General features: G+C 67.1%; 17 protein-coding genes. 2 read left to right on the top strand and 15 right to left on the bottom strand.

Going from position 1 to position 18,754, the window contains the following annotated elements; all coding sequences use genetic code 11:
* Positions 1-28: 28 nt before the first annotated feature.
* From ffh to ftsY, 3 genes are read right to left on the bottom strand one after another with little or no spacing between them, the layout of a single operon-like run.
* Complete coding sequence (gene ffh / locus AB7E03_RS02325) at positions 29-1,609, bottom strand: signal recognition particle protein (protein ID WP_489938954.1); 1,581 nt, start codon at positions 1,607-1,609, stop codon at positions 29-31.
* 49 nt (positions 1,610-1,658) lie between these two features.
* Positions 1,659-2,162: a DUF2004 domain-containing protein gene (locus AB7E03_RS02320; protein ID WP_489938952.1), complete on the bottom strand. Its 504-nt coding sequence runs from the start codon at positions 2,160-2,162 to the stop codon at positions 1,659-1,661.
* A gap of 9 nt (positions 2,163-2,171) precedes the next feature.
* On the bottom strand, positions 2,172-3,047 hold the full coding sequence (gene ftsY, locus AB7E03_RS02315) for a signal recognition particle-docking protein FtsY (protein ID WP_441782519.1): 876 nt from the start codon (positions 3,045-3,047) through the stop codon (positions 2,172-2,174).
* 35 nt (positions 3,048-3,082) lie between these two features.
* On the opposite strand from ftsY, the gene AB7E03_RS02310 reads away from it, so the two are divergent.
* A complete protein-coding gene (locus AB7E03_RS02310) occupies positions 3,083-3,889 on the top strand; it encodes a CHAD domain-containing protein (protein WP_489938950.1) in 807 nt (268 codons plus the stop codon).
* 52 nt (positions 3,890-3,941) lie between these two features.
* Here the strand turns inward: AB7E03_RS02310 and smc are convergent, their stop codons facing one another.
* The 6 genes from smc to AB7E03_RS02280 all read right to left on the bottom strand — a co-directional run bounded on the left by smc (position 3,942) and on the right by AB7E03_RS02280 (position 12,841).
* Positions 3,942-7,520: a chromosome segregation protein SMC gene (smc, locus tag AB7E03_RS02305; protein ID WP_489938948.1), complete on the bottom strand. Its 3,579-nt coding sequence runs from the start codon at positions 7,518-7,520 to the stop codon at positions 3,942-3,944.
* A 128-nt stretch (positions 7,521-7,648) separates the two neighbouring features.
* Positions 7,649-8,362: an ABC transporter ATP-binding protein gene (locus tag AB7E03_RS02300; RefSeq protein WP_489938946.1), complete on the bottom strand. Its 714-nt coding sequence runs from the start codon at positions 8,360-8,362 to the stop codon at positions 7,649-7,651.
* Entirely contained in the window at positions 8,349-9,260 is a 912-nt protein-coding gene (locus tag AB7E03_RS02295) for an ABC transporter ATP-binding protein (RefSeq protein ID WP_489938944.1), read from the bottom strand. The genes AB7E03_RS02300 and AB7E03_RS02295 overlap by 14 nt, the downstream gene beginning before the upstream one ends.
* On the bottom strand, positions 9,257-10,489 hold the full coding sequence (locus AB7E03_RS02290; protein WP_441782526.1) for a branched-chain amino acid ABC transporter permease: 1,233 nt from the start codon (positions 10,487-10,489) through the stop codon (positions 9,257-9,259). The genes AB7E03_RS02295 and AB7E03_RS02290 overlap by 4 nt, the downstream gene beginning before the upstream one ends.
* Positions 10,486-11,499 (bottom strand): branched-chain amino acid ABC transporter permease, encoded by a 1,014-nt coding sequence (locus tag AB7E03_RS02285; RefSeq protein WP_489938942.1) that lies wholly within the window; start codon positions 11,497-11,499, stop codon positions 10,486-10,488. Before AB7E03_RS02285 ends, AB7E03_RS02290 begins: the two co-directional genes overlap by 4 nt.
* Positions 11,500-11,617: 118 nt before the next feature.
* Positions 11,618-12,841 (bottom strand): branched-chain amino acid ABC transporter substrate-binding protein, encoded by a 1,224-nt coding sequence (locus AB7E03_RS02280; protein WP_489938940.1) that lies wholly within the window; start codon positions 12,839-12,841, stop codon positions 11,618-11,620.
* A 217-nt stretch (positions 12,842-13,058) separates the two neighbouring features.
* Here AB7E03_RS02280 and AB7E03_RS02275 point away from each other — a divergent pair, with 217 nt between their 5' ends.
* On the top strand, positions 13,059-14,120 hold the full coding sequence (locus AB7E03_RS02275) for a GNAT family N-acetyltransferase (RefSeq protein ID WP_489938938.1): 1,062 nt from the start codon (positions 13,059-13,061) through the stop codon (positions 14,118-14,120).
* 46 nt (positions 14,121-14,166) lie between these two features.
* Here the strand turns inward: AB7E03_RS02275 and AB7E03_RS02270 are convergent, their stop codons facing one another.
* The 6 genes from AB7E03_RS02270 to AB7E03_RS02245 all read right to left on the bottom strand — a co-directional run bounded on the left by AB7E03_RS02270 (position 14,167) and on the right by AB7E03_RS02245 (position 18,746).
* On the bottom strand, positions 14,167-14,790 hold the full coding sequence (locus tag AB7E03_RS02270) for a DUF4276 family protein (RefSeq protein ID WP_489942844.1): 624 nt from the start codon (positions 14,788-14,790) through the stop codon (positions 14,167-14,169).
* 13 nt (positions 14,791-14,803) lie between these two features.
* Complete coding sequence (locus AB7E03_RS02265) at positions 14,804-16,081, bottom strand: AAA family ATPase (RefSeq protein WP_489938936.1); 1,278 nt, start codon at positions 16,079-16,081, stop codon at positions 14,804-14,806.
* A 216-nt stretch (positions 16,082-16,297) separates the two neighbouring features.
* Positions 16,298-17,230, bottom strand: coding sequence for a bifunctional DNA-formamidopyrimidine glycosylase/DNA-(apurinic or apyrimidinic site) lyase (gene mutM / locus AB7E03_RS02260; protein WP_489938934.1), 933 nt, complete (start codon positions 17,228-17,230; stop codon positions 16,298-16,300).
* Positions 17,208-17,921, bottom strand: coding sequence for a ribonuclease III (rnc, locus tag AB7E03_RS02255; RefSeq protein ID WP_489942843.1), 714 nt, complete (start codon positions 17,919-17,921; stop codon positions 17,208-17,210). The genes mutM and rnc overlap by 23 nt, the downstream gene beginning before the upstream one ends.
* A gap of 22 nt (positions 17,922-17,943) precedes the next feature.
* Positions 17,944-18,147 (bottom strand): 50S ribosomal protein L32, encoded by a 204-nt coding sequence (rpmF, locus tag AB7E03_RS02250; protein WP_018190667.1) that lies wholly within the window; start codon positions 18,145-18,147, stop codon positions 17,944-17,946.
* Between the two features lie 2 nt (positions 18,148-18,149).
* A complete protein-coding gene (locus tag AB7E03_RS02245; protein WP_441782531.1) occupies positions 18,150-18,746 on the bottom strand; it encodes a YceD family protein in 597 nt (198 codons plus the stop codon).
* Positions 18,747-18,754 lie beyond the last annotated feature (8 nt).

Genomic DNA, 18,754 nt, shown 5'->3' with positions numbered 1-18,754 from the left:
CGCAGGCGCCCGGCCGTGTCGGCCTGGCCTACCGGCCCAGGAACTTCTGCAGCGCGTTCAGCTCCTCCTCGGACGGCCCTCCCGCCGGCGTGGCCTGCGGGGCCCCACCGCCCAGGCCGAAGCCGCTGCCGCTCGGCGCCGATGCGCCGGCCGGGCTCACACCCGCCGCCAGCGCAGCGTTCTCCGCCGCGCGACGCGCCGGGTTGCCCGAGCGCGAGCCCTTCTTCTTGTTCTTCTGCTGCTTGCCGCGCCCGGCGTACGACGCGCCGGGGATGGGGCCCATGCCAGGGACGTTCGGCACGCCGCCCTTCGCGACGGTCTTCATCATCTTGGCGGCCTGCTCGAACCGGTTGACGAGCTGGTTCACCTCGGTGACCGTCGAGCCGGAGCCCTTCGCGATGCGGAGCCGGCGGGAGCCGTTCAGCAGCTTGGGGTTCGTCCGCTCGGCCTTCGTCATCGACTGGATGATGGCCTCCGTGCGCACGATCTCGCGCTCGTCGAACTGGTCGAGCTGCTGCTTCATCTGGCCGGCACCAGGAAGCATGCCCATCATCTTCTTGATGGAGCCCATGTTGCGCAGCTGCTGCATCTGCTTCAGGAAGTCGTCCAGCGTGAAGCTGTCGGTCGCGAACTTCTCGGCGACCTGGCGCGCCTCCTCCTCGTCGAAGGCCTCCTGGGCCTGCTCGATGAGCGTGAGGATGTCGCCGAGGTCGAGGATGCGCGACGCCATGCGGTCCGGGTGGAACGGCTCGAAGTCGTCCAGGTTCTCACCCGTCGACGCGAAGATGATGGGGCGGCCGGTCACGGACGCGACCGACAGCGCGGCTCCGCCGCGGGCATCGCCGTCGAGCTTGGAGAGCACGACACCGGTGAAGTCGACGCCGTCCTGGAACGCCTTGGCCGTGGCCACGGCATCCTGACCGATCATCGCGTCGATGACGAACAGCACCTCGTCCGGGTCGGTGGCCTTGCGGATGTCTGCGGCCTGCTTCATGAGCTCGGCATCCACACCCAGACGACCGGCGGTGTCGATGACGACCGTGTCGTATTGCTTCGTCTCGGCGAACTTCATGGCGTCCTTGGCGACCCGCACGGGGTTTCCGACGCCGTTGCCCGGCTCCGGGGCGAACACCGGCACGCCGGCCTGCTCGCCGACGATCTGCAGCTGCTGGACGGCGTTCGGGCGCTGGAGGTCGGCAGCGACGAGGAGCGGCGTGTGGCCGTCCTTCACGAGCCACTTGCCGAGCTTGCCCGCCAGCGTCGTCTTACCGGCGCCCTGGAGGCCCGCGAGCATGATGACCGTCGGGGGCCGCTTCGCGAACTGCAGGCGGCGCTGCTGGCCGCCGAGGATCGCGACGAGCTCCTCGTTGACGATCTGGACGACCTGCTGCGCCGGGTTGAGGGCCTTGTTGACTTCGTCGCTCAGTGCGCGCTCGCGCACCTTCCCGGTGAAGTCCTTGACCACCTCGAGGGCGACGTCGGCGTCGAGCAGTGCGCGACGGATCTCGCGCACGGTGCCGTCGACGTCGGCCGGCGACAGCTTGCCCTTGGTGCGCAGGTTTTTGAAGGTGTCCGCAAGTCGGTCGGACAGCGTGCCGAAAGTAGCCATGATCTGTTTATTCTATCGGGCGACGTTGGCCGGCTGCCGTGAACGTCAGTCAGTCGCCCGATGTCTCGACCGAGACCACGTCGCCGCGGACGTCGAAGGCGACCGTCAGCAGGGCGTCCGTCTCGTCCGGCGCGATCGAGTAGTCGAAGGTCGCAAAGACCTCGTCCTCGTCCGAGTGATCGGCCTGGATGACGACGCTGAGCAACTGCAGCGACCGCAGGACGTCGATGGCGATGTCACCCGAGTTGTAGACCAGCAGGTCGACGAGGCTGTCGCCCAGTTTCTCCACGTGTTCGTCGATGTAGGTGACGGTCGCCGACTGCCGCGAACTGAGCTCGGCGATCAGCGCATCCCGGGCGCGCGCGTCGAACCCCTCCAGCGCCTGGATGAGTGCAGCTGCGGAGTCGAGAGCGAACTCCGGCACCGCGCTCTCGTCGTCGGCTAGCAGTTCGACATCGATGGTCTGGTCGCCCAGTTCCACCGTGTCGTCCCACGCCAGGCCGCCGCTCGCCGTCTCGTCGACGACGCCGAAGAAGTCGTGCTCGATCGCCATGGCGTGACCCTATCCCACCAGCTGCTGGGCGAAGACGTGCGGGGTGAAACCGGTGAGGTCGTTGATCCCCTCGCCCTGGCCGACCAGCTTGATCGGGATGCCCGTGCGCTCCTGCACGGCGAGCACGAATCCGCCCTTCGCCGAACCGTCGAGCTTGGTCAGCACGAGGCCCGTGACCCCTGCATGCTCCAGGAACGCCTCCGCCTGGGCAAGACCGTTCTGGCCGGTGGTCGCGTCGAGCACCAGCAGAACCTCTGCGATCGGAGCCTGCTTCTCGACGACGCGCTTGATCTTGGAGAGCTCATCCATCAGGCCGCCCTTGGTCTGCAGACGCCCTGCCGTGTCGATGATGACGATCTCGGTGCCGTCGCGCTTGGCCTTCTCGACCGTCTGGAACGCGACGGACGCCGGGTCCTGGCCCTGCTGCTGCGGCCGAACGATTTCGGCTCCCGCACGCTCCGCCCAGGTGGCGAGCTGCTCCACTGCCGCGGCACGGAACGTGTCCGCCGCGCCGACGACGACCGAGCGGTCGTACGTACGCAGGAACTTCGCGAACTTCCCGATCGTGGTCGTCTTGCCGACGCCGTTCACGCCGACCACGAGCACGATCGCCGGGCGGTCGCTCAGCTTGAGGGTCGTGTCGAGCTTCGAGAGCCGCTCCTCCATCGTCTCCCGCAGCATCCGCTGCAGATCCGCGGGGTCCGTGGTGTGGTACCGGTCGACCTTGGCGCGGAGGTCGTCGATCACGGCCTCGGTGACATCCGGGCCGAAGTCGGCGGTGATCAGCGCCGTCTCGAGGTCGTCCCAGGTGTCGTCGTCGATGGTCTTCTTCGCGAACAGCCCACGGAGGGCGCCCGACAGAGACCAGGGGGTGCGGTCAGCCATGACATTCAGACTAGCCGGGGTTGTACGGTGTGCTCATGTACGCACTGGTGGGCGTCTCTGCGGAACTGGCCGAACAGCTCGTCGCGATCGAGACAGGCGGGGATGACGCGGTGCATCAGGCGCGGACGCGCGTGCGCCGGCTGCGCAGCATCCTGAGCGTGTACGGGAAAGCGTTCGAGCGGGATGCGCGGCACCGGATGCGCGACCGGCTGAAGCGCCTCGGCACGCGGCTGGGGACCGCGCGCGACGCCGAGGTGCGCGCACGCGACCTCGAAGGACTGCTCGACGCGGACTCCCCGCCGGACGTCGTGGATGCGGTCGAAGCGCTGACCGCCGATGCCCGCGCCGAGTACGACCGCGCCCACGAGGCGCTGCTGCGACACGTGGGCGGGCGGGCGCACCGGCAGCTGATGGCAGACCTGCAGCGGTTCGCGGCCGACCCGCCGCTCACGAAGGCCGGCCGTGGCCACCCTCGGCGCGTGACCCGCAAGGCGCTGGCGAAGGCCGGCGCGCGCGTCCACCGGGCCACAGGCTCGTCCCTCGCCGAGCGACACGAGACCCGGAAGGCGGCGCGGCGGCTCCGCTATGGGGCCGAGGCCGTGGTCGATGACCTCGGCCGCGAAGCGGTGCGGGTGGCGGCCGCGGCCGAGGCGGTCCAGGACGCGCTAGGCGACCACCGCGACCTCGTCCTGCTGGCCCGCCACCTGCGCGACAACGCGGCCAAGCGCCCGCTCACCCCCGCCGCCGCGACCGGAATCGCGCTCCTCGCGACCGAGTGCGAGTCGCGCGCGCAGGAACTCCTCGCGGGGCTCGACGAGAAGCTCGCCGCCATCGAGATGTGAGGGGATGCGGTATCCCTCGTGAGTGGCGACGGGATGTCACCACTCGGCGGGATCAGCTCGCCCGCTCCTGCTCCTGTTCCCGCTCCTGCGCCACGCGCTGACCGACGACTGCGGAGACGCCGTCCTGGCGCATCGAGACGCCGTAGAGGGCGTCCGCGATCTCCATCGTGCGCTTCTGGTGGGTGATCACGATGAGCTGGCTGGTCTCGCGGAGGTCCTCGAAGATGGTGAGCAGGCGGCCGAGGTTGGCGTCGTCGAGCGCTGCCTCCACCTCATCCATGATGTAGAACGGGCTGGGCCGCGCCTTGAAGATCGCGATCAGCAGGGCGACGGCCGCCAGCGACCGCTCGCCGCCGGAGAGCAGCGACAGGCGCTCGATCTTCTTGCCGGCCGGCTTGACCGAGACCTCGATGCCGGTCGTCAGCAGGTCGTCGGGATTGGTCAGGCTGATGCTCCCCTCGCCGCCCGGGAACAGGATGGGGAAGACGCGCGCGAACGCCGCCTCGGTGTCCGCGAACGCGGACTCGAAGATGGTCTGCATCCGCTCGTCGATGTCCTCGATGATCGTCAACAGGTCCTTGCGGGTGTTCGTCAGGTCGGTCAGCTGCTCGGTGAGGAACTTGTGACGCTGCTCGAGCGCGGCGAACTCCTCCAGAGCGAGCGGGTTCACCCGGCCGAGCTGCGACAGCTTGCGCTCGGCGGACGCCAGGCGCTTCTGCTGCTGCTCGCGAGAGAACGGGACGGTCTCGGCCTCCGGTTCGGGTTCCCCTTCGGCCTCCGGCTCCCGCAGGTCGTCGCGCGCGACATCCACCGGGACCGGCACCTCCGGCCCGTACTCGGCGACCAGCACATCCTCGACCAGTCCGAGCTCGCTGCCCGCCCGCTCCAGAAGGCTCGAGAGGTGCAGCTTCTTCTCGTAGATCTGCAACTCGAGACCGTGCACCGACTCGGTGATCGCCTGCAGCCGCTCGCGGACCGCGTTCTCGTCGCGGCGCAGGGTCGCCAGCTCCTCGTTCTGGCTGGCGCGCTGCGCTTCGGCGGTAGCGAGCTCCAGCCGCGCCTGGGCGACGGAACGGTCGACGGAGTCGAGCACGGCGGGCAGGGCGCCGATGACGCTCTGCGCCGCATCCAGCTGTCGGCGGCGGATGACCGCGCGGCGCGCGGCCTCCTCGGCCGCTGCGCGCTCGGCGTCCAGCCGACGCGCGAGCGCCTCGCCACGTGCCTGCTCGGCCCGCACCCGCTCCTTGGCCGTCTCGACGGCCAGTCGCGCCTCCACTTCGGCCTCGCGCGCGGCATCCAGTTCGTTCGACAGCGCGTCGCGGGCGCTCACATCCAGGATGGGGCGCGGACGCGAGCGGGCAGTCTCCAGCTCGGCCTTCGCCCGGTCGGCGGCCTGCTCCGCCTCGGCCACGCGCTCGGCGGCCTGCTCGAGGGCACGGCTGAGACGGTCGAACTCCGCCTGCGAGGCCTCCAGCTGCACCTTCAGGCGGTTGACCTGCTCGGTCTGGGCGGCGAGCTTCGCGTCGAACTCCCGCAGGGTGGCGAGGGCTGCCTGCGACTGCTCCTTCGCGACCTGGAGCACGCCGCGCTGCTCGGCGAGGGCGAACTTCGCCCGGTCGATCAGCGAGGTGACCTCGGTCAGGCGTTCCTGGGCGGCATCCCGGTCGGCGATCAGCTCGATGCGGCTCTGCTTCGCGCCCGACCCGCCATGGAGCACGTGCTCGGTGAGCACCTCCCCGGTCCGGGTGATGATCGTGACGGGTCCGCCGATCCCGCGAGTGCTGAAGGCGTCGAACGCCCGCTGCGCGGCCTCCAGGTCGTCGGCGACGGCGGTGAAGGCGAGGATGCCGCGCACGCCGTCGGGCGCATCCACGACGCTGGTCGCGGGCACGACTCCCCCGATGCCGCCGAGGTCGACGGATGCGGCCGGCGCGTCGCCGATGACCACCTCCACCCGGCCGAGGTCGTCGTCTGCGGCATGCGTCACGGCGGCCACTGCCGACCGGCGATCGTCGGCGAGCACGGCGTCGGCCAGCGTCCCGAGCGCTGCGGCGATCGCGGCCTCGTAGCCGGGGTGGACGCGGACATGCTCCGCCACGAGCCCGAGCACGCCGTCCAGGCGCGCCGCGACCAGGGCGGCGGAGCCGTCCTTCTGGTCGAGGGCCCGCGAGAGGGCGCTGGTGCGGGCTGCGAGGGCGTCCCGTTCCCGCTCCAGGGTGTGCAGCTCCTCGCGGAGCCGCTCGATCTCGCCCTCCGCCTCGAACACCGTCGCCTGGGCCAGTTCGTATGCCTCGTCGAGGTCTCCCTCGCCGATATCGGCCGTTGCGGCTTCCGCCTCCCGGGCGGCGAACTCCGCGCGTGCGCGCTCGCGCCGCTCGGTGGCCGCGTCGAGCGCGTTCTGCTGGCGCAGCACCTCGCCGCGAACGGCGGCCAGCCGCTGCGCCGCCGCCTCCGCCTGGCCGTTGAGCTTGGAGATCTCCAGGTCGTGGCGTGAGACGAGCGCGCTCTGCGCGGCGATCTCCTCGTCGACGGCGTCCAGGCGGGCGCGCGCACTTCGCGTCGCGGCCTGTGCCGCGGTCCAGGCCGCCTCGGCGTCGACCACGACGCCTCGCAGGCGCTCCACCTCGTCGCGGGCGTCCTTCACGTTCTGCGGCGTGACGCTGGGGCCGGTGTCGGGCGCGTCCGCCTGGCCGCCGAGCAGTGCGACCCGCTGGTTGGCGAGGGTGAACAGGCTCCGCAGCCGCTCCTGCACCGACTCCAGGGCGAAGGCGGTGCTGCGGGCCGCATCCACCGCATCCCCGACCTGCGCCTGCTCCAGGCGCGTGCGTCGGAGCTGCTTCTGCTCCAGCTGCTCCTGGAGCACGATCTGCTCGCTGTGCCGCTCCGACTCCGTACGGCCGTGGTCGTCGAGGGTGCGGCGCAGGGTGACGACCTCGTCCGCGAGGAGCCGCGCCCGGGCGTCGCGGACGACGGCCGCGATCGTCTGGGCCTCGCGCGCGATCTCCGCCTGATGCCCGAGCGGCTTCAGCTGGCGCCGCACCTCCCCTGCGAGGTCGCTCAGGCGGGTGAGGTTGGTCTGCATCGCCTCGAGCTTGCGGAGGGTCTTCTCCTTGCGGCGGCGGTGCTTCAGGATGCCGGCGGCCTCCTCGATGAACCCGCGCCGGTCCTCCGGGCTGGCCCGCAGGACGGCGTCGAGCTGGCCCTGGCCGACGATGACGTGCATCTCGCGGCCGAGGCCCGAGTCGCTCAGGAGTTCTTGCACATCGAGCAGACGGCACGACTGCCCGTTGATGGCGTACTCGCTGCCGCCGTTGCGGAACAGTGTGCGCGAGATCGTCACCTCCGAGTACTCGATCGGTAGCGCGCCGTCGGAGTTGTCGATGGTCAGCTGGACCTCGGCGCGACCCAGGGGTCCGCGGGTCGAGGTGCCGGCGAAGATGACGTCCTCCATCTTGCCGCCGCGAAGCGTCTTGGCGCCCTGCTCGCCCATCACCCAGGCGAGCGCGTCCACCACGTTCGACTTGCCGGACCCGTTCGGACCGACGACGCAGGTGACGCCCGTCTCGAAGGCGAAGGTCGTCGGCTGCGCGAACGACTTGAAGCCCTTGAGCGTCAGACTCTTCAAGTACACGCAGGCGAATTTACCCGACGATCAGGCCGCAGCCGTGCCGGAGCGCCGCGAGCGGTGCTGCCGAGTTGACGCAACACGCCGTCCCGGCGAGGCCGGCGACGGCGTGTTGCGTCAACTGGAGCGAAGCGTCAGCCGACGCCGAGGTACGCCTCTTTGATCGCCGGGTCGGCGAGGAGCTCGCGACCGGTGCCTGCGTGGGTGATGTTGCCGGTCTCCAGCACGAAGCCGCGATGTGCGCGGGCCAGCGCCTGGTTGGCGTTCTGCTCCACCAGCAGGACGGTCGTGCCCTGCTTGTTGATCTCCGTCACGATGCTGAAGATCTGGCGGATGAACTGCGGCGCCAGACCCATCGACGGCTCGTCGAGGAGGAGCAGCCGCGGGTTCGACATGAGCGCCCGGCCGATGGCGAGCATCTGCTGCTCGCCGCCCGACATCGTGCCGCCGACCTGGGTCTTGCGCTCGGCGAGCCGCGGGAACAGCGAGAAGACGCGGTCGAAGTCCTCGCCCATGTTCGAGCGGTCCTTCCGGCCGAACGCCCCCATGTCCAGGTTCTCCATGACCGTCATGCCCGGGAAGATCCCGCGGCCTTCCGGCGCCTGCGAGATCCCTCGGACGACGCGGATGTGCGCCTTCATCTTGGTGATGTCCTCGCCGTCGAAGAGGATGGACCCCTTCGACGGGTTCAGGATGCCCGAGATCGTCTTCATGGTCGTGGACTTGCCTGCGCCGTTCGCGCCGATCAGGCTCACGATCTCGCCCTCCTCCACGGAGAAGGACATGTCGTGGATCGCCTCGATCCGGCCGTACGAAACGCTGATGTTCTTCAGCTCAAGCAACGTCATCTTCGGGCTCCCCGAGGTAGGCGGCGATCACGCGCGGGTCGTTCCGGATGGCCTCGGGAGTGTCGTCGGCGAGCTTGCGCCCGAACTCCAGCACGACGATCCGGTCGGTCACACCCATGACCAGCTTCATGTCGTGTTCGATCAGCAGCACGGTGTACCCGTCGGCCCGGATGGTGCGGATGAGGTCCATCAGGTCCTCTTTCTCCGCCGGGTTGAAGCCGGCGGCCGGCTCGTCCAGGCAGAGCACCTTCGGGTCGGTCGCCAGCGCACGGGCGATCTCCAGGCGCCGCTGGTAGCCGTATGGGAGCGACCGCGACAGCGAGCCCGCGTGGTCGGCGATGCCAACGAACTCGAGCAGGGCCATGCCGCGCTCGATCGCCGACTTCTCCTCGCGGGTGTGCCGCGGAAGCCGCAGCAGTGCGCCGGGCACCGAGGTGCGGTGCCGGGCATCCAGCCCGACCACCACGTTCTCGAGCGCCGTCATCTCGCCGAACAGCCGGATGTTCTGGAACGTCCGGGACAGCCCGAGCCGGGTGATCTGGTGCTGCTTGCGCCCCTTGATCGTCTGGCCCTCCAGCAGCACGTCGCCGCTGGTCGGCTTGTAGACGCCGGTCATCGCGTTGAAGCAGGTCGTCTTGCCTGCGCCGTTCGGGCCGATGAGCCCGAGGATCTCACCGCGGCGGATGTCGAAGGTCACGTTGTCGAGCGCCGTCAGACCGCCGAACTTCACGGTCAGGTTGCGCACCTCCACGATGTTCTCCCCGACCTCGACCGCGATCTCGCGGTCAGGGGCCGCAGCCTCGGCGACGTTCAGGTCGATCCCTGCCGCCTCCAGTTCGTCCTCGTTCGCGCCGAGGGCGAGCTCCTCCTCCGGAGCCGTGTTCTGTGCGTCCGTCATCGTGCGCCTCCCTTCGCGCCGTCACCATCGAGTGAGCCCGGGTCGACCACCGGGGTCGCTCCCGTCGTCGTCCTCGGCCGTCCCTTCGCCGCCTCCGCCACGCGGTTGTAGGCGTGCCTGCCGTACGCCAGCAGCTTCTGCCGCGCCGGGAACAGGCCCTGCGACCGGAAGATCATGATGAGCACGAGGGCGATACCGAAGATCAGGTACTTGTAGTCGGCGATCACGGTGAACCGCAGCGGGATGTACGCCACGATCGCACCGCCGAGCATCGCGCCGACCTTGTTGCCCGCGCCGCCGAGGACGACGGCCGCGAGGAACAGGATCGAGGTCTGCACGTCGAACTTCTGGTTGTTGACGAAGCCGACCTGACCGGCGAACAGCGCGCCGGAGAGGCCGCCGACGCCGGCGCCGATGGCGAACGCCCACACCTTGTACTTGAAGGTGGGCACGCCCATGATCTCGGCGGCGTCCTCATCCTCGCGGATGGCGACCCACGCGCGGCCGACACGGCTGCGCTCCAGGTTTCCCACCAGCAGCAGGATGACGATGATCACGGTCAGCGTCAGCCAGTACCAGGGCACACCGTTCGAGTTGGAGAAGATCGGGATGCCGTCGGCATTCTCCCCCGGCGGGTGGCCGACGTTCTGGAAGCCGACCTGTCCCTTCATCGCGGGGATGATCGTGGCGAGGATGCGGACGATCTCACCGAAGCCGAGCGTCACGATCGCCAGGTAGTCGCCACGGAGGCGCAGCGTCGGCACACCCAGGATGATGCCGAACGTCATCGTCACCGCGATGGCGACCGGGATCGTCCACAGGTACGGGATCTTCAGGAACGGCGAGTCGGGGCTCGTCAGCATCGCCGCGGTGTACGACCCGACGGCGAAGAATGCCACATAGCCGAGGTCGAGGAGGCCGGCGTAGCCGACCACCACGTTCAGGCCGATCGCGATGAGCGCATACACGGCCATCGAAAAGCAGGCGAGCGCCCAGTCGTTGCCGGGGGCCGTGCTCAGCGGGAAGAAGTTCAGGTACGGCAGCGCGTAGGCGATGACGACGACGATGAGCAGCCACGCCCACTGCACGACGCGCGGGAGGTTGTTCCAGCGGTCGCGGAGCTGGGCGAAGGGACCGTTGCTCCGCTTGCCGCGGGCAGCTTCGAGGGCGTCGACCGCTTGCTCTTCGCGACCGTCGGGGAGGACCCTGGGGCCTTCTGTCATGCTCATGCGCGGCTCCTTCCGAGCGAGGTGCCGAGAATGCCGCTCGGCTTGATGAGCAGCACGAGGACGAGGACGACGAAAGCGACGACGTCGGTCCACTGCGAGTCACCGAGCAGGATCTGGCCGTAGTTGCCGATCACGCCGAGCAGCAGGCCGCCGAGGAGGGCGCCGCGGACATTGCCGATACCGCCGAGCACCGCTGCGGCGAATGCCTTCACGCCGAGGATGAAGCCGCCGTTGTAGATGACGCCGGAGGGCACCAGCATCACGTAGAACAAGGCGGCCGCACCGGCGAGGATACCGCCGGTGATGAACGTGATCTGGATGATCTTCTCCTTGTTCACGCCCATCAGGGTGGCCGTGTCCGGGTCCTGCGCGACCGCGCGGATTCCGCGGCCGGTGCGGGTGCGCCGGATGAACCAGTCGGTCGCGATCATCAGCAGGACCGACGCGATCACGATGATCAGCTGCTGGCTCGTGACGATCGTCCCGAAGACGTCGAAGATCGGCTGCGGGATGAACATCGTCACGGCCGGCATCGCGTTCGCGCCGACACCCGGGATCAGGAAGATCAGGTACTGGATCGTGAACGAGGCACCGATCGCCGTAATCAGGAACACAAGGCGTGGCGCGTTCCGTTTCCGCAAGGGGCGGTAGGCGACGCGCTCGAGGATCCAGGCGGTGACGGCCGAGGCGAGCATACCGACGATGAGCGCCAATAAGAGGTCGCCTATCAGTGCGGCGGGGCCGAGGGTCGGCGCGCTCGGGCCGAAGCCCAGCGTGGTGAGGGTCACGACGACGCCGTAGGCGCCGACGATGAAGACCTCGGAGTGGGCGAAGTTGATCAGGTTCAGCACGCCGTAGACCAGCGTGTAACCGACGGCGATCAGACCGTAGACCGCACCGAAGGTGAGGCCGTCGAAGGTGGCGCTCCAGAAATTCTGGACCAGCGCGTTGACATCGAAGTTGATCCAGGAACTATCGAGGGCGGGATGGAGGACGAGGGTTTCGAGCATTCGAGCATCCAGGGTTTCGGTGCCGGATCTCCGTCGATCCGACAGGCAAAGCGAGCGTATCCGAAAAAGGAGGGTGCCGCGGGCCGCTGGGGCCCGCGGCACCCCTCAGGGGGTCGCCTCAGCCGATGGTGCCGATCGGGACGATCTTGCCGCCCTCGACCTTGTAGCCGTAGACAGCAGGCGCCTGCAGCTCACCGGTGGAGTCCCACTTGTAGTGCTTGCTCAGGCCGTCCGCGTCGTAGTCCTTGACCCACGAGAGCAGGTCGGCGCGGCTGGTCTTGCCCTTGTCGATGCCGGCCAGCAGAACCGTGGCGGCGTCGTATCCCTCGATCGAGTAGGTGCCCGGCTCGGCGCTTGCGAGCTTCTTGTAGGCGGACTCGAAGTCGGTGATGAGCTCACCCGGGATGCAGGGGCAGGTGAAGTACGCGTTGTTGGACGCGTCACCGGCCAGCTTGATGAACTGGTCGTCCTTCACGCCGTCGGGGCCGACGAACGTGCCCTTGTAGCCCTTGTTGACCAGCTGCTGGTCGAACGGAGCGCCCTCGGCGTAGTAGCCCGCGTAGTAGACCGCGTCCGGCTTCGCGTTGTTGATCTTGGAGATCACAGCGGAGAAGTCCTTCTGGCCGGTGGTCACCTTGTCGGTGCCGACGAGTGCGTCGCCGAGCGCCTTCGAGGTCTGGGTGCCGAGGCCGATGCCGTAATCGGAGTCGTCCTGGACCAGGTAGACCTTCTTGGCCTTCAGCTTGTCCGTGAGGAACTTCGCTGCGGCCGGACCCTGGACGGCGTCGTTGCCGAGGCCGCGGAAGAAGGTCTTCCAGCCGTTCTGCGTCAGGCCGGGGTTGGTGGCCGACGGCGTGATGTGGACGAGGCCCTGCTGCTCGAAGATGTTGCCGGTTGCCTTCGACTCACCCGAGAACGGGAGGCCGACGACGCCGACGATGTCGGCCTCGTTGACGGCCTGCGTTACAGGCCCCGTCGCCTTGTTCGGGTCACCCTCGGTGTCGAACTTCTTGAAGGCGACCTGGCAGCCCTTGTTGGACTGGTTGTGCTGGTCGATGGCCAGCTGGATGCCGTTGTAGATGTTGATACCGAGCTGTGCGTTCGGGCCGGTCTCGGCGCCGACGTAACCGATGGTCAGGCCGGCCGGACACGTGGCCTTCCCGTCACCCGCGGGGAGCACGGCGTTCTTCGGCACATCGACCGAAGTGATCGCCGGGATGTCGACCTTCGACGAGTTCCCGTTGGTGGATCCTCCCGTGGACGGCTGGTTCGCACATCCAGCCAGGAGCAGTGCGACTGACGCTGCAACAGCCGCACCGATAGTGACTTTCTTCCGTAGCATCTTTTGCCTCTCGACGTGAATCCGTCACGAACTCGCTATTTTCACCGGTTCGTGCCACGAATATGTGTGCTGAGAATACAGGGCTCGCAACGATTTGCAACCACGATCGGAGCGCAGATTTACACGATCGAAACCAAACGCATCCTCGGGTTCACACCGCCGCACGCGCATCGGTAGGCTGATCCTCTGCGCGACCGGCTCGAGGAGGTGCCTTTCGATGCGTGTGACGCGACTGCCCATCCCCGATTCGCTCGGCACCCGCGAGTCCGCTGCCTTCGAGGAACTCATCGGGGTGCTGAACGGCATCGTCGTCGACCTGTGGGGCGACGACGATTTCGTCGAGACCGCCGAGCAGGCACTCGCCGCATACCGCGAGCAGGAGTACACCGAGCGGATGGTGTTCGTCGCCGTCGAGGAGGACGCGATCGTCGGCCGGGTGGAGGCGATCTTCCCGCTCGACGAGGACTCCGAGACGGTGTCGCTTCTGGTGGATGTCGTGCCCGCGCTCCGCGGTCGCGGCATCGGTTCGGCGCTGCTGGAGAAGGGCGAGGAACTCGCCGGGGAGGGCGGTCGCCGGGTGATCTCCACCTACACCGAGCACCCGATCCGCACGCTGGAGGGGGCCGACCGGTTGGTGCGTGCCTCCGCCGGAAAGGCGGGGCTCCCCGCCACCTCCCGGGAGGTCCGGTTCGCGTTGCGTCACGGCTACACGCTCGGGCAGATCGAGCGGTCGAGCGAGCTGCACCTCCCCCTCCCCCCGCAGGTCGAAGCGGGTCTGACGATGACGCTGAACGGGTTCCGGCTGGTGTCCTGGTGGGGAGCCGCTCCCGACGACCTGCTGGAGAAGTTCGCCACGATGAAGGCGCGGATGGCGACCGACATCCCGCAGAGCGGCATCGCCGTCGACCCGGAGGACTGGGACGGTGAACGGGTCCGCTCCCAGGAGAGGACGCTGGTGGCGCGCGGCGAACCGTTGCTGGTCACGGCGGCCGTGCATGAGGCGACGGGCGAGATCGCGGCCTACACGGAGCTCGCGGTGCCCGCCGACGGGACGAAAGCGGAGCAGTACGACACGCTCGTCGCTCGCGCGCACAGAGGCCACCGGCTCGGGACGGCGGTGAAGCTGCGGAACATCCAGGAGCTCGGGCGGCGCGCGCAGCACATCCGCCGCATCCTCACCTGGAACGCCGACGAGAACGACCCGATGCTGGCGATCAACCGCGCGTTCGGATTCCGTCCGCACGCGCTGACCGGGCACTGGCAGAAGACGCTGGAGTAGGGGCGGCGACCGCACCAGAGGGTGACTATCGCCGCGAAATGTGTCTTCAGTTTCCGGAAGGCGTCGGATGCCTGCACTGCGACTGATAGTCGGCGTGACCTAGGACGTGCAGAAGGTGACGAAGGCTTCGGCTATGCTGCGCCGCAGAAGCAATGGACATCCGCTCAACGATCCTCTTACCATCTTCAATTTTGTCGTATCGCTTTCCTTTCGCTGCTCGCTTGAGCAAGTCAAGCGCTTGCACATGATCGGCCTTATCCGGCTCGACTTGACGAACAAGAGCCGTTGACACTTCAAAACGGGCTCGCTGACTGCGTAAAGCGTCCAAGTCAGCGATAAGCCAGTTCTCGAAAGTTCGGTCTTTGTATACGACCTCGATCCTGAACGGCCACGAGCCTAGGTGGCTCAACGCCTGCTTCAGAGCGCTAGCCAATTCCCCCGGCTTGGAATCTTGCTGCTCGCGGTCAAGGACAACGACAAAGAGGTCAACACTCCTAGCACGAGCTTGTTTGAGCAGGGGCTCACACGCTTTGGCGATGCCTGGAATCGGCCCGTCCGGTTGGCACGCCACGCGAAGGACTGTTGTCGCGACGGCACCTCGCGGAGTCGGAATTGAGCCAAACAGAACCTTGAAAGCGGAGAATTCGCCTTGACCCTCCGTAGCGATCATCGCCTTCACTTGATCATCCGAGCCCGCGAGGCAGAGCTTGCTCCACCGCGCCACTGTCGAGCAACTCGAAGACCGTAATTTCCCCGCTGAGCACTTGCGTCGATACTTCTGGGTCCATTGACGCAAGTGGCGCAATGGTGCTCCGGCCGCCGTCCATCCACATGAGTTGCACCGACTCCGGCGGTACTGAGGTGAGCAGCACCGGGGAATGAGTTGTCAGCAATATCTGACGAGGAGACTCGCGGCAAAGCTCGAGAAGTTGTCTGAGAATCCATGGATGTAGCGCATTCTCTAGTTCTTCGATCGCCAGTATCGACGCCCTGGGGTCGAAGATCGCGACGAGCACGGCAAACGCTTGAATCGTTCCGTCCGAAACTTCCGAACTGTTCCAAGCTCGGCCGATTCCTTTTTCACGAAATTGGACTGCCAGTCTCCTGTCTTCTGTGTACGCGATGGTGATTTCCTCAAGGGTGGGAATGATTGCTCGCATCGCGGCTTCCACACGAGACCAAGCTTCAGCGTGGTTCTTCCGCAAATAGTCCGCAGCCCCAGGCAAATTGTCGCCGTGGCGTTCAAGCTGGGCTCTAGGCGACGGCACGCCTGCTTGGCGAGAAGTGTGGGGAGAGAGCTGGAAGACCCTGATGGAGGACAAAAAGCGACTGACCAACCAGAAGATATCCACGTAGAAGCCGCGGGCTGCGAACAACTCGCTCGGAGCGGGTTTGACCTGGGTCACTAAATCGTCCCGCGAGTAAATGAAGAGCAGATCGTCGACGAGGCCGGCAATCCCTTCCTCCGCTTCAAATCGGGTGACCGATACGGAATGATCTGGGCGCCTAGTCACGGTAGCCACAACTTGTCCAGTCATGGTTTGTAGCGATAGAGACTCTTCTGTGACCTCGAAGTCAGCAGTCAATCTTTCTGAAACCGCCCGGAATGCAAAGTCGTGCCGGACGATAAGGCGCGTAGAAGGAACCCTCTTGCGCTCACCCTCACTGCTGCTACGGCGCCGCGAGTAGCTGAGCCCCTCGCGGACCTCTTTGCGATCTACTTCAACCTCGACAGCTACGCGAATTGGGCGTCGAGCCCTTCTCGTTCGCCGGTGAGCGAGGTTCTCGTACCCGCCTCCGTAACTCACCGCCAATTCGAGGCCGTGAAGATACGCGTTGCTGATGAATACCAAGCCGTCGACAAGATTGCTTTTGCCCGACCCGTTCGCACCCGTGATGACCGTAAGGTCCGCGAAGTCAGTGCTGAAGTCATACAAAGACTTGAAAGCTTCGAAATGCACAGAGCGGATTCTCACTGGCTCCCCAAAAAACTGGTCTTATGCTGCGGGCACACACCGGGCATTGCTGCGAAATGATTCGCTTCAATCTAGCCACCTTGAAGTGGAATGGTTGCCACTTAAGCGTCACCAAAACGAGGGATGCGCCAATAGATCGTAACTGCGGATCAGTAGGCCGGATTGAGCGGTCGAAAAAATCGCGCTGGGAGGGAGCCGGACCTAGCTATTGGACTTTGCGTCGGCCTCAGGCCGGGGCGCACGCAGGCGCTGGCAGTGCGGGCAGAAGTGCGAGCCCCGATTCATGAACTGCTCCCGCACGATCGGCGTGCCGCAGCGCGGGCATGGCTCGCCCTGCCGGCCGTAGGCGTTGAGGCTGTGCGAGAAGTAGCCCGAGGCTCCGTTGACGTTGACATACTGCGCGTCGAAGCTGGTTCCGCCCTCGGCCAGCGCCTTCTCCAGCACGTGCCGGACCTCCGCGAGCAGCAACCGCACTTTCGGCCGGCTCAGCGAGTTCGCGGGCTGGGCGTAGTGGATGCGCGCCGCCCACAGCGCCTCGTCCGCGTAGATGTTGCCGATCCCGCTGATCAGGGTCTGGTCGAGCAGGGCGCGTTTGATGCCGGTGTTCTTGCGCGCGAGCGCTGCCGCGAAACCGGCGTCGTCGAAGGAAGGATCGAGCGGGTCACGCGCGATGTGGCCGACCTGGGTCGGGATGAGCGGCTCGTCCGTCCCGAAGCCGCCGTGGGCGCCGTCCGCGGTCGGCACCAGAGCATCCACTGCCATCGAGCCGAAGATGCGCTGGTCGACGAAGTGCACCCACAGCTCGCCATGCTCAGGATGTTCGATGTGCAGCCGGATGCGCAGAAGTCCCGCTTCGGCGGTGCCGGGCTCGCGCAGCAGGATCTGGCCGCTCATCCCGAGGTGCGCGACGATGGCCCGCCGAGGCGATCCCTCCAGCGGGATCCACAGAAACTTGCCCCGCCGCACCGGGCCCTGCATGGTGCGTCCGGTCAGCAGCGCCTCGAAGGTGCCGGCGACCGGGTCGTGCCGTTTGAGCGACCGCGGTTCGAACACTTCGACGCCGAGGATGGTCGCACCGGTCACCGCGGGCGCGAGACCCGCGCGGACGACCTCAACCTCGGGGAGCTCGGGCACGTCGTCTCGTCAGTTCCGTCCAGGCGCTCAGCGCCGCAGCCATCTCGGCCTGCTTCTTGCTCGTGCCCTCACCGGAGGCGGTCACCAGGTCGCCCACGGCGACGGTCGCGTGGAAGGTCTTGGAGTGATCCGGGCCCGTGTTGGTGACGGTGTACACCGGAAGGCCGGCGCCGCGGTGGGCGGCGGCCTCCTGCAGGCTCGTCTTCGGGTCCATCGCGGCGCCGAAGCGGCCCGGGTCGTCGAGAAGAGGCTCGACCAACCGCAGCACGAGTGCGGTCGCCGCATCGTCGCCCTGGTCGAGGTAGGTCGCGCCGATCAGCGCCTCCACCGTGTCGGCCAGGATGGACGCCTTCTCACGTCCGCCGCTCTGGTTCTCGCCGCGACCCAGCCGCAGGTACTCCCCCAGGCCGATGCCGCGGGCGACCTCGGCAAGCGCGACAGAACTGACCAGGCTGGCACGCCGCTTGGCGAGCTCACCCTCGTCGAGGTCCGGGTTCTCCCGGAACAGCTTCACCGTGACGGCCTGACCCAGGATGGAGTCGCCGAGGAACTCGAGGCGCTCGTTGTTGGGGATGCCGCCGTGCTCATACGCGTACGAGCGGTGCGTCAGCGCAAGCTCGAGAAGCTCGGGGCCGATGACGACCCCGAGCTTCTCGAGAAGTGCGCTGCGGTCAGGATTCTCTCCGACCACAGTCTTCACACCTGGGTGACGATTAGACGTCGGCGACCTTGCGGCCCTTGTACTCGAGGAAGAGGGCGGTGCCCGCAGAGTCCTCGACGACCTTGGCGCGGTGCGGCAGGCTGTAGGTGACCTTGCCGTTCTCGATCGTCTTGACCAGCGTGGGGACCTCGGCCTTCCACTGCGAACGACGGGCGTGGGTGTTGGCTCGCGACTGCTTCCGCTTCGGAACGGCCATGACTATCTCTCTTCTCTGCTCGGTCGAGGCTCTGCGGAGCCGGTGGGCCCTGCCTCGGTCGAAGTGTTCTCGGATTCGGTGGTGTCGGAAGCCTGGAAGGCCGCAAGCGCAGACCAGCGCGGATCAACGATCTGCGCAGGCTCGCGGTCCGGTACATCCGCCAGCCTCTCCCCGGTCTCGGGGTCGAGACCTGGGCAGTCCGGCCGGCACACCGGCTGGAACGGCAGCGACAACACCACCGCATCCCTGATCAGAGGTTCAAGATCCACGTGGTCGTCGTGAACCTCATGATCGAAAGCTTCCTCAGAAGGATACGCGAAAAGTTCTTGGAAATCGACTTGGAGGGGCTGCTCGATGTCGATCAGGCACCGGCCGCAGACACCGGAAGCGGTGGTTTCGGCGTCAGCGGTGACGAGGATTCCCTCGTGCATCGACTCCAGACGGAGGTCGAGATCGATGGTCTCGCCCTCCGGGACGCTGATCAGGCCCTCGCCCAGCTTCTCCGTCACGGGCAGGCTGATGCGCTGCTCGCGCATCGTGCCGGGGTGGCGGATGAGGTCGTACACGTTCACGGCGTACGGAGAGTTCTTGGTGGTCACGATCGACC

Source organism: Leifsonia sp. RCC_180, assembly GCF_058138205.1.
The sequence above is the reverse complement of the archived record's forward strand: the minus strand, read 5'-3'. Positions and strand labels throughout refer to the sequence as shown.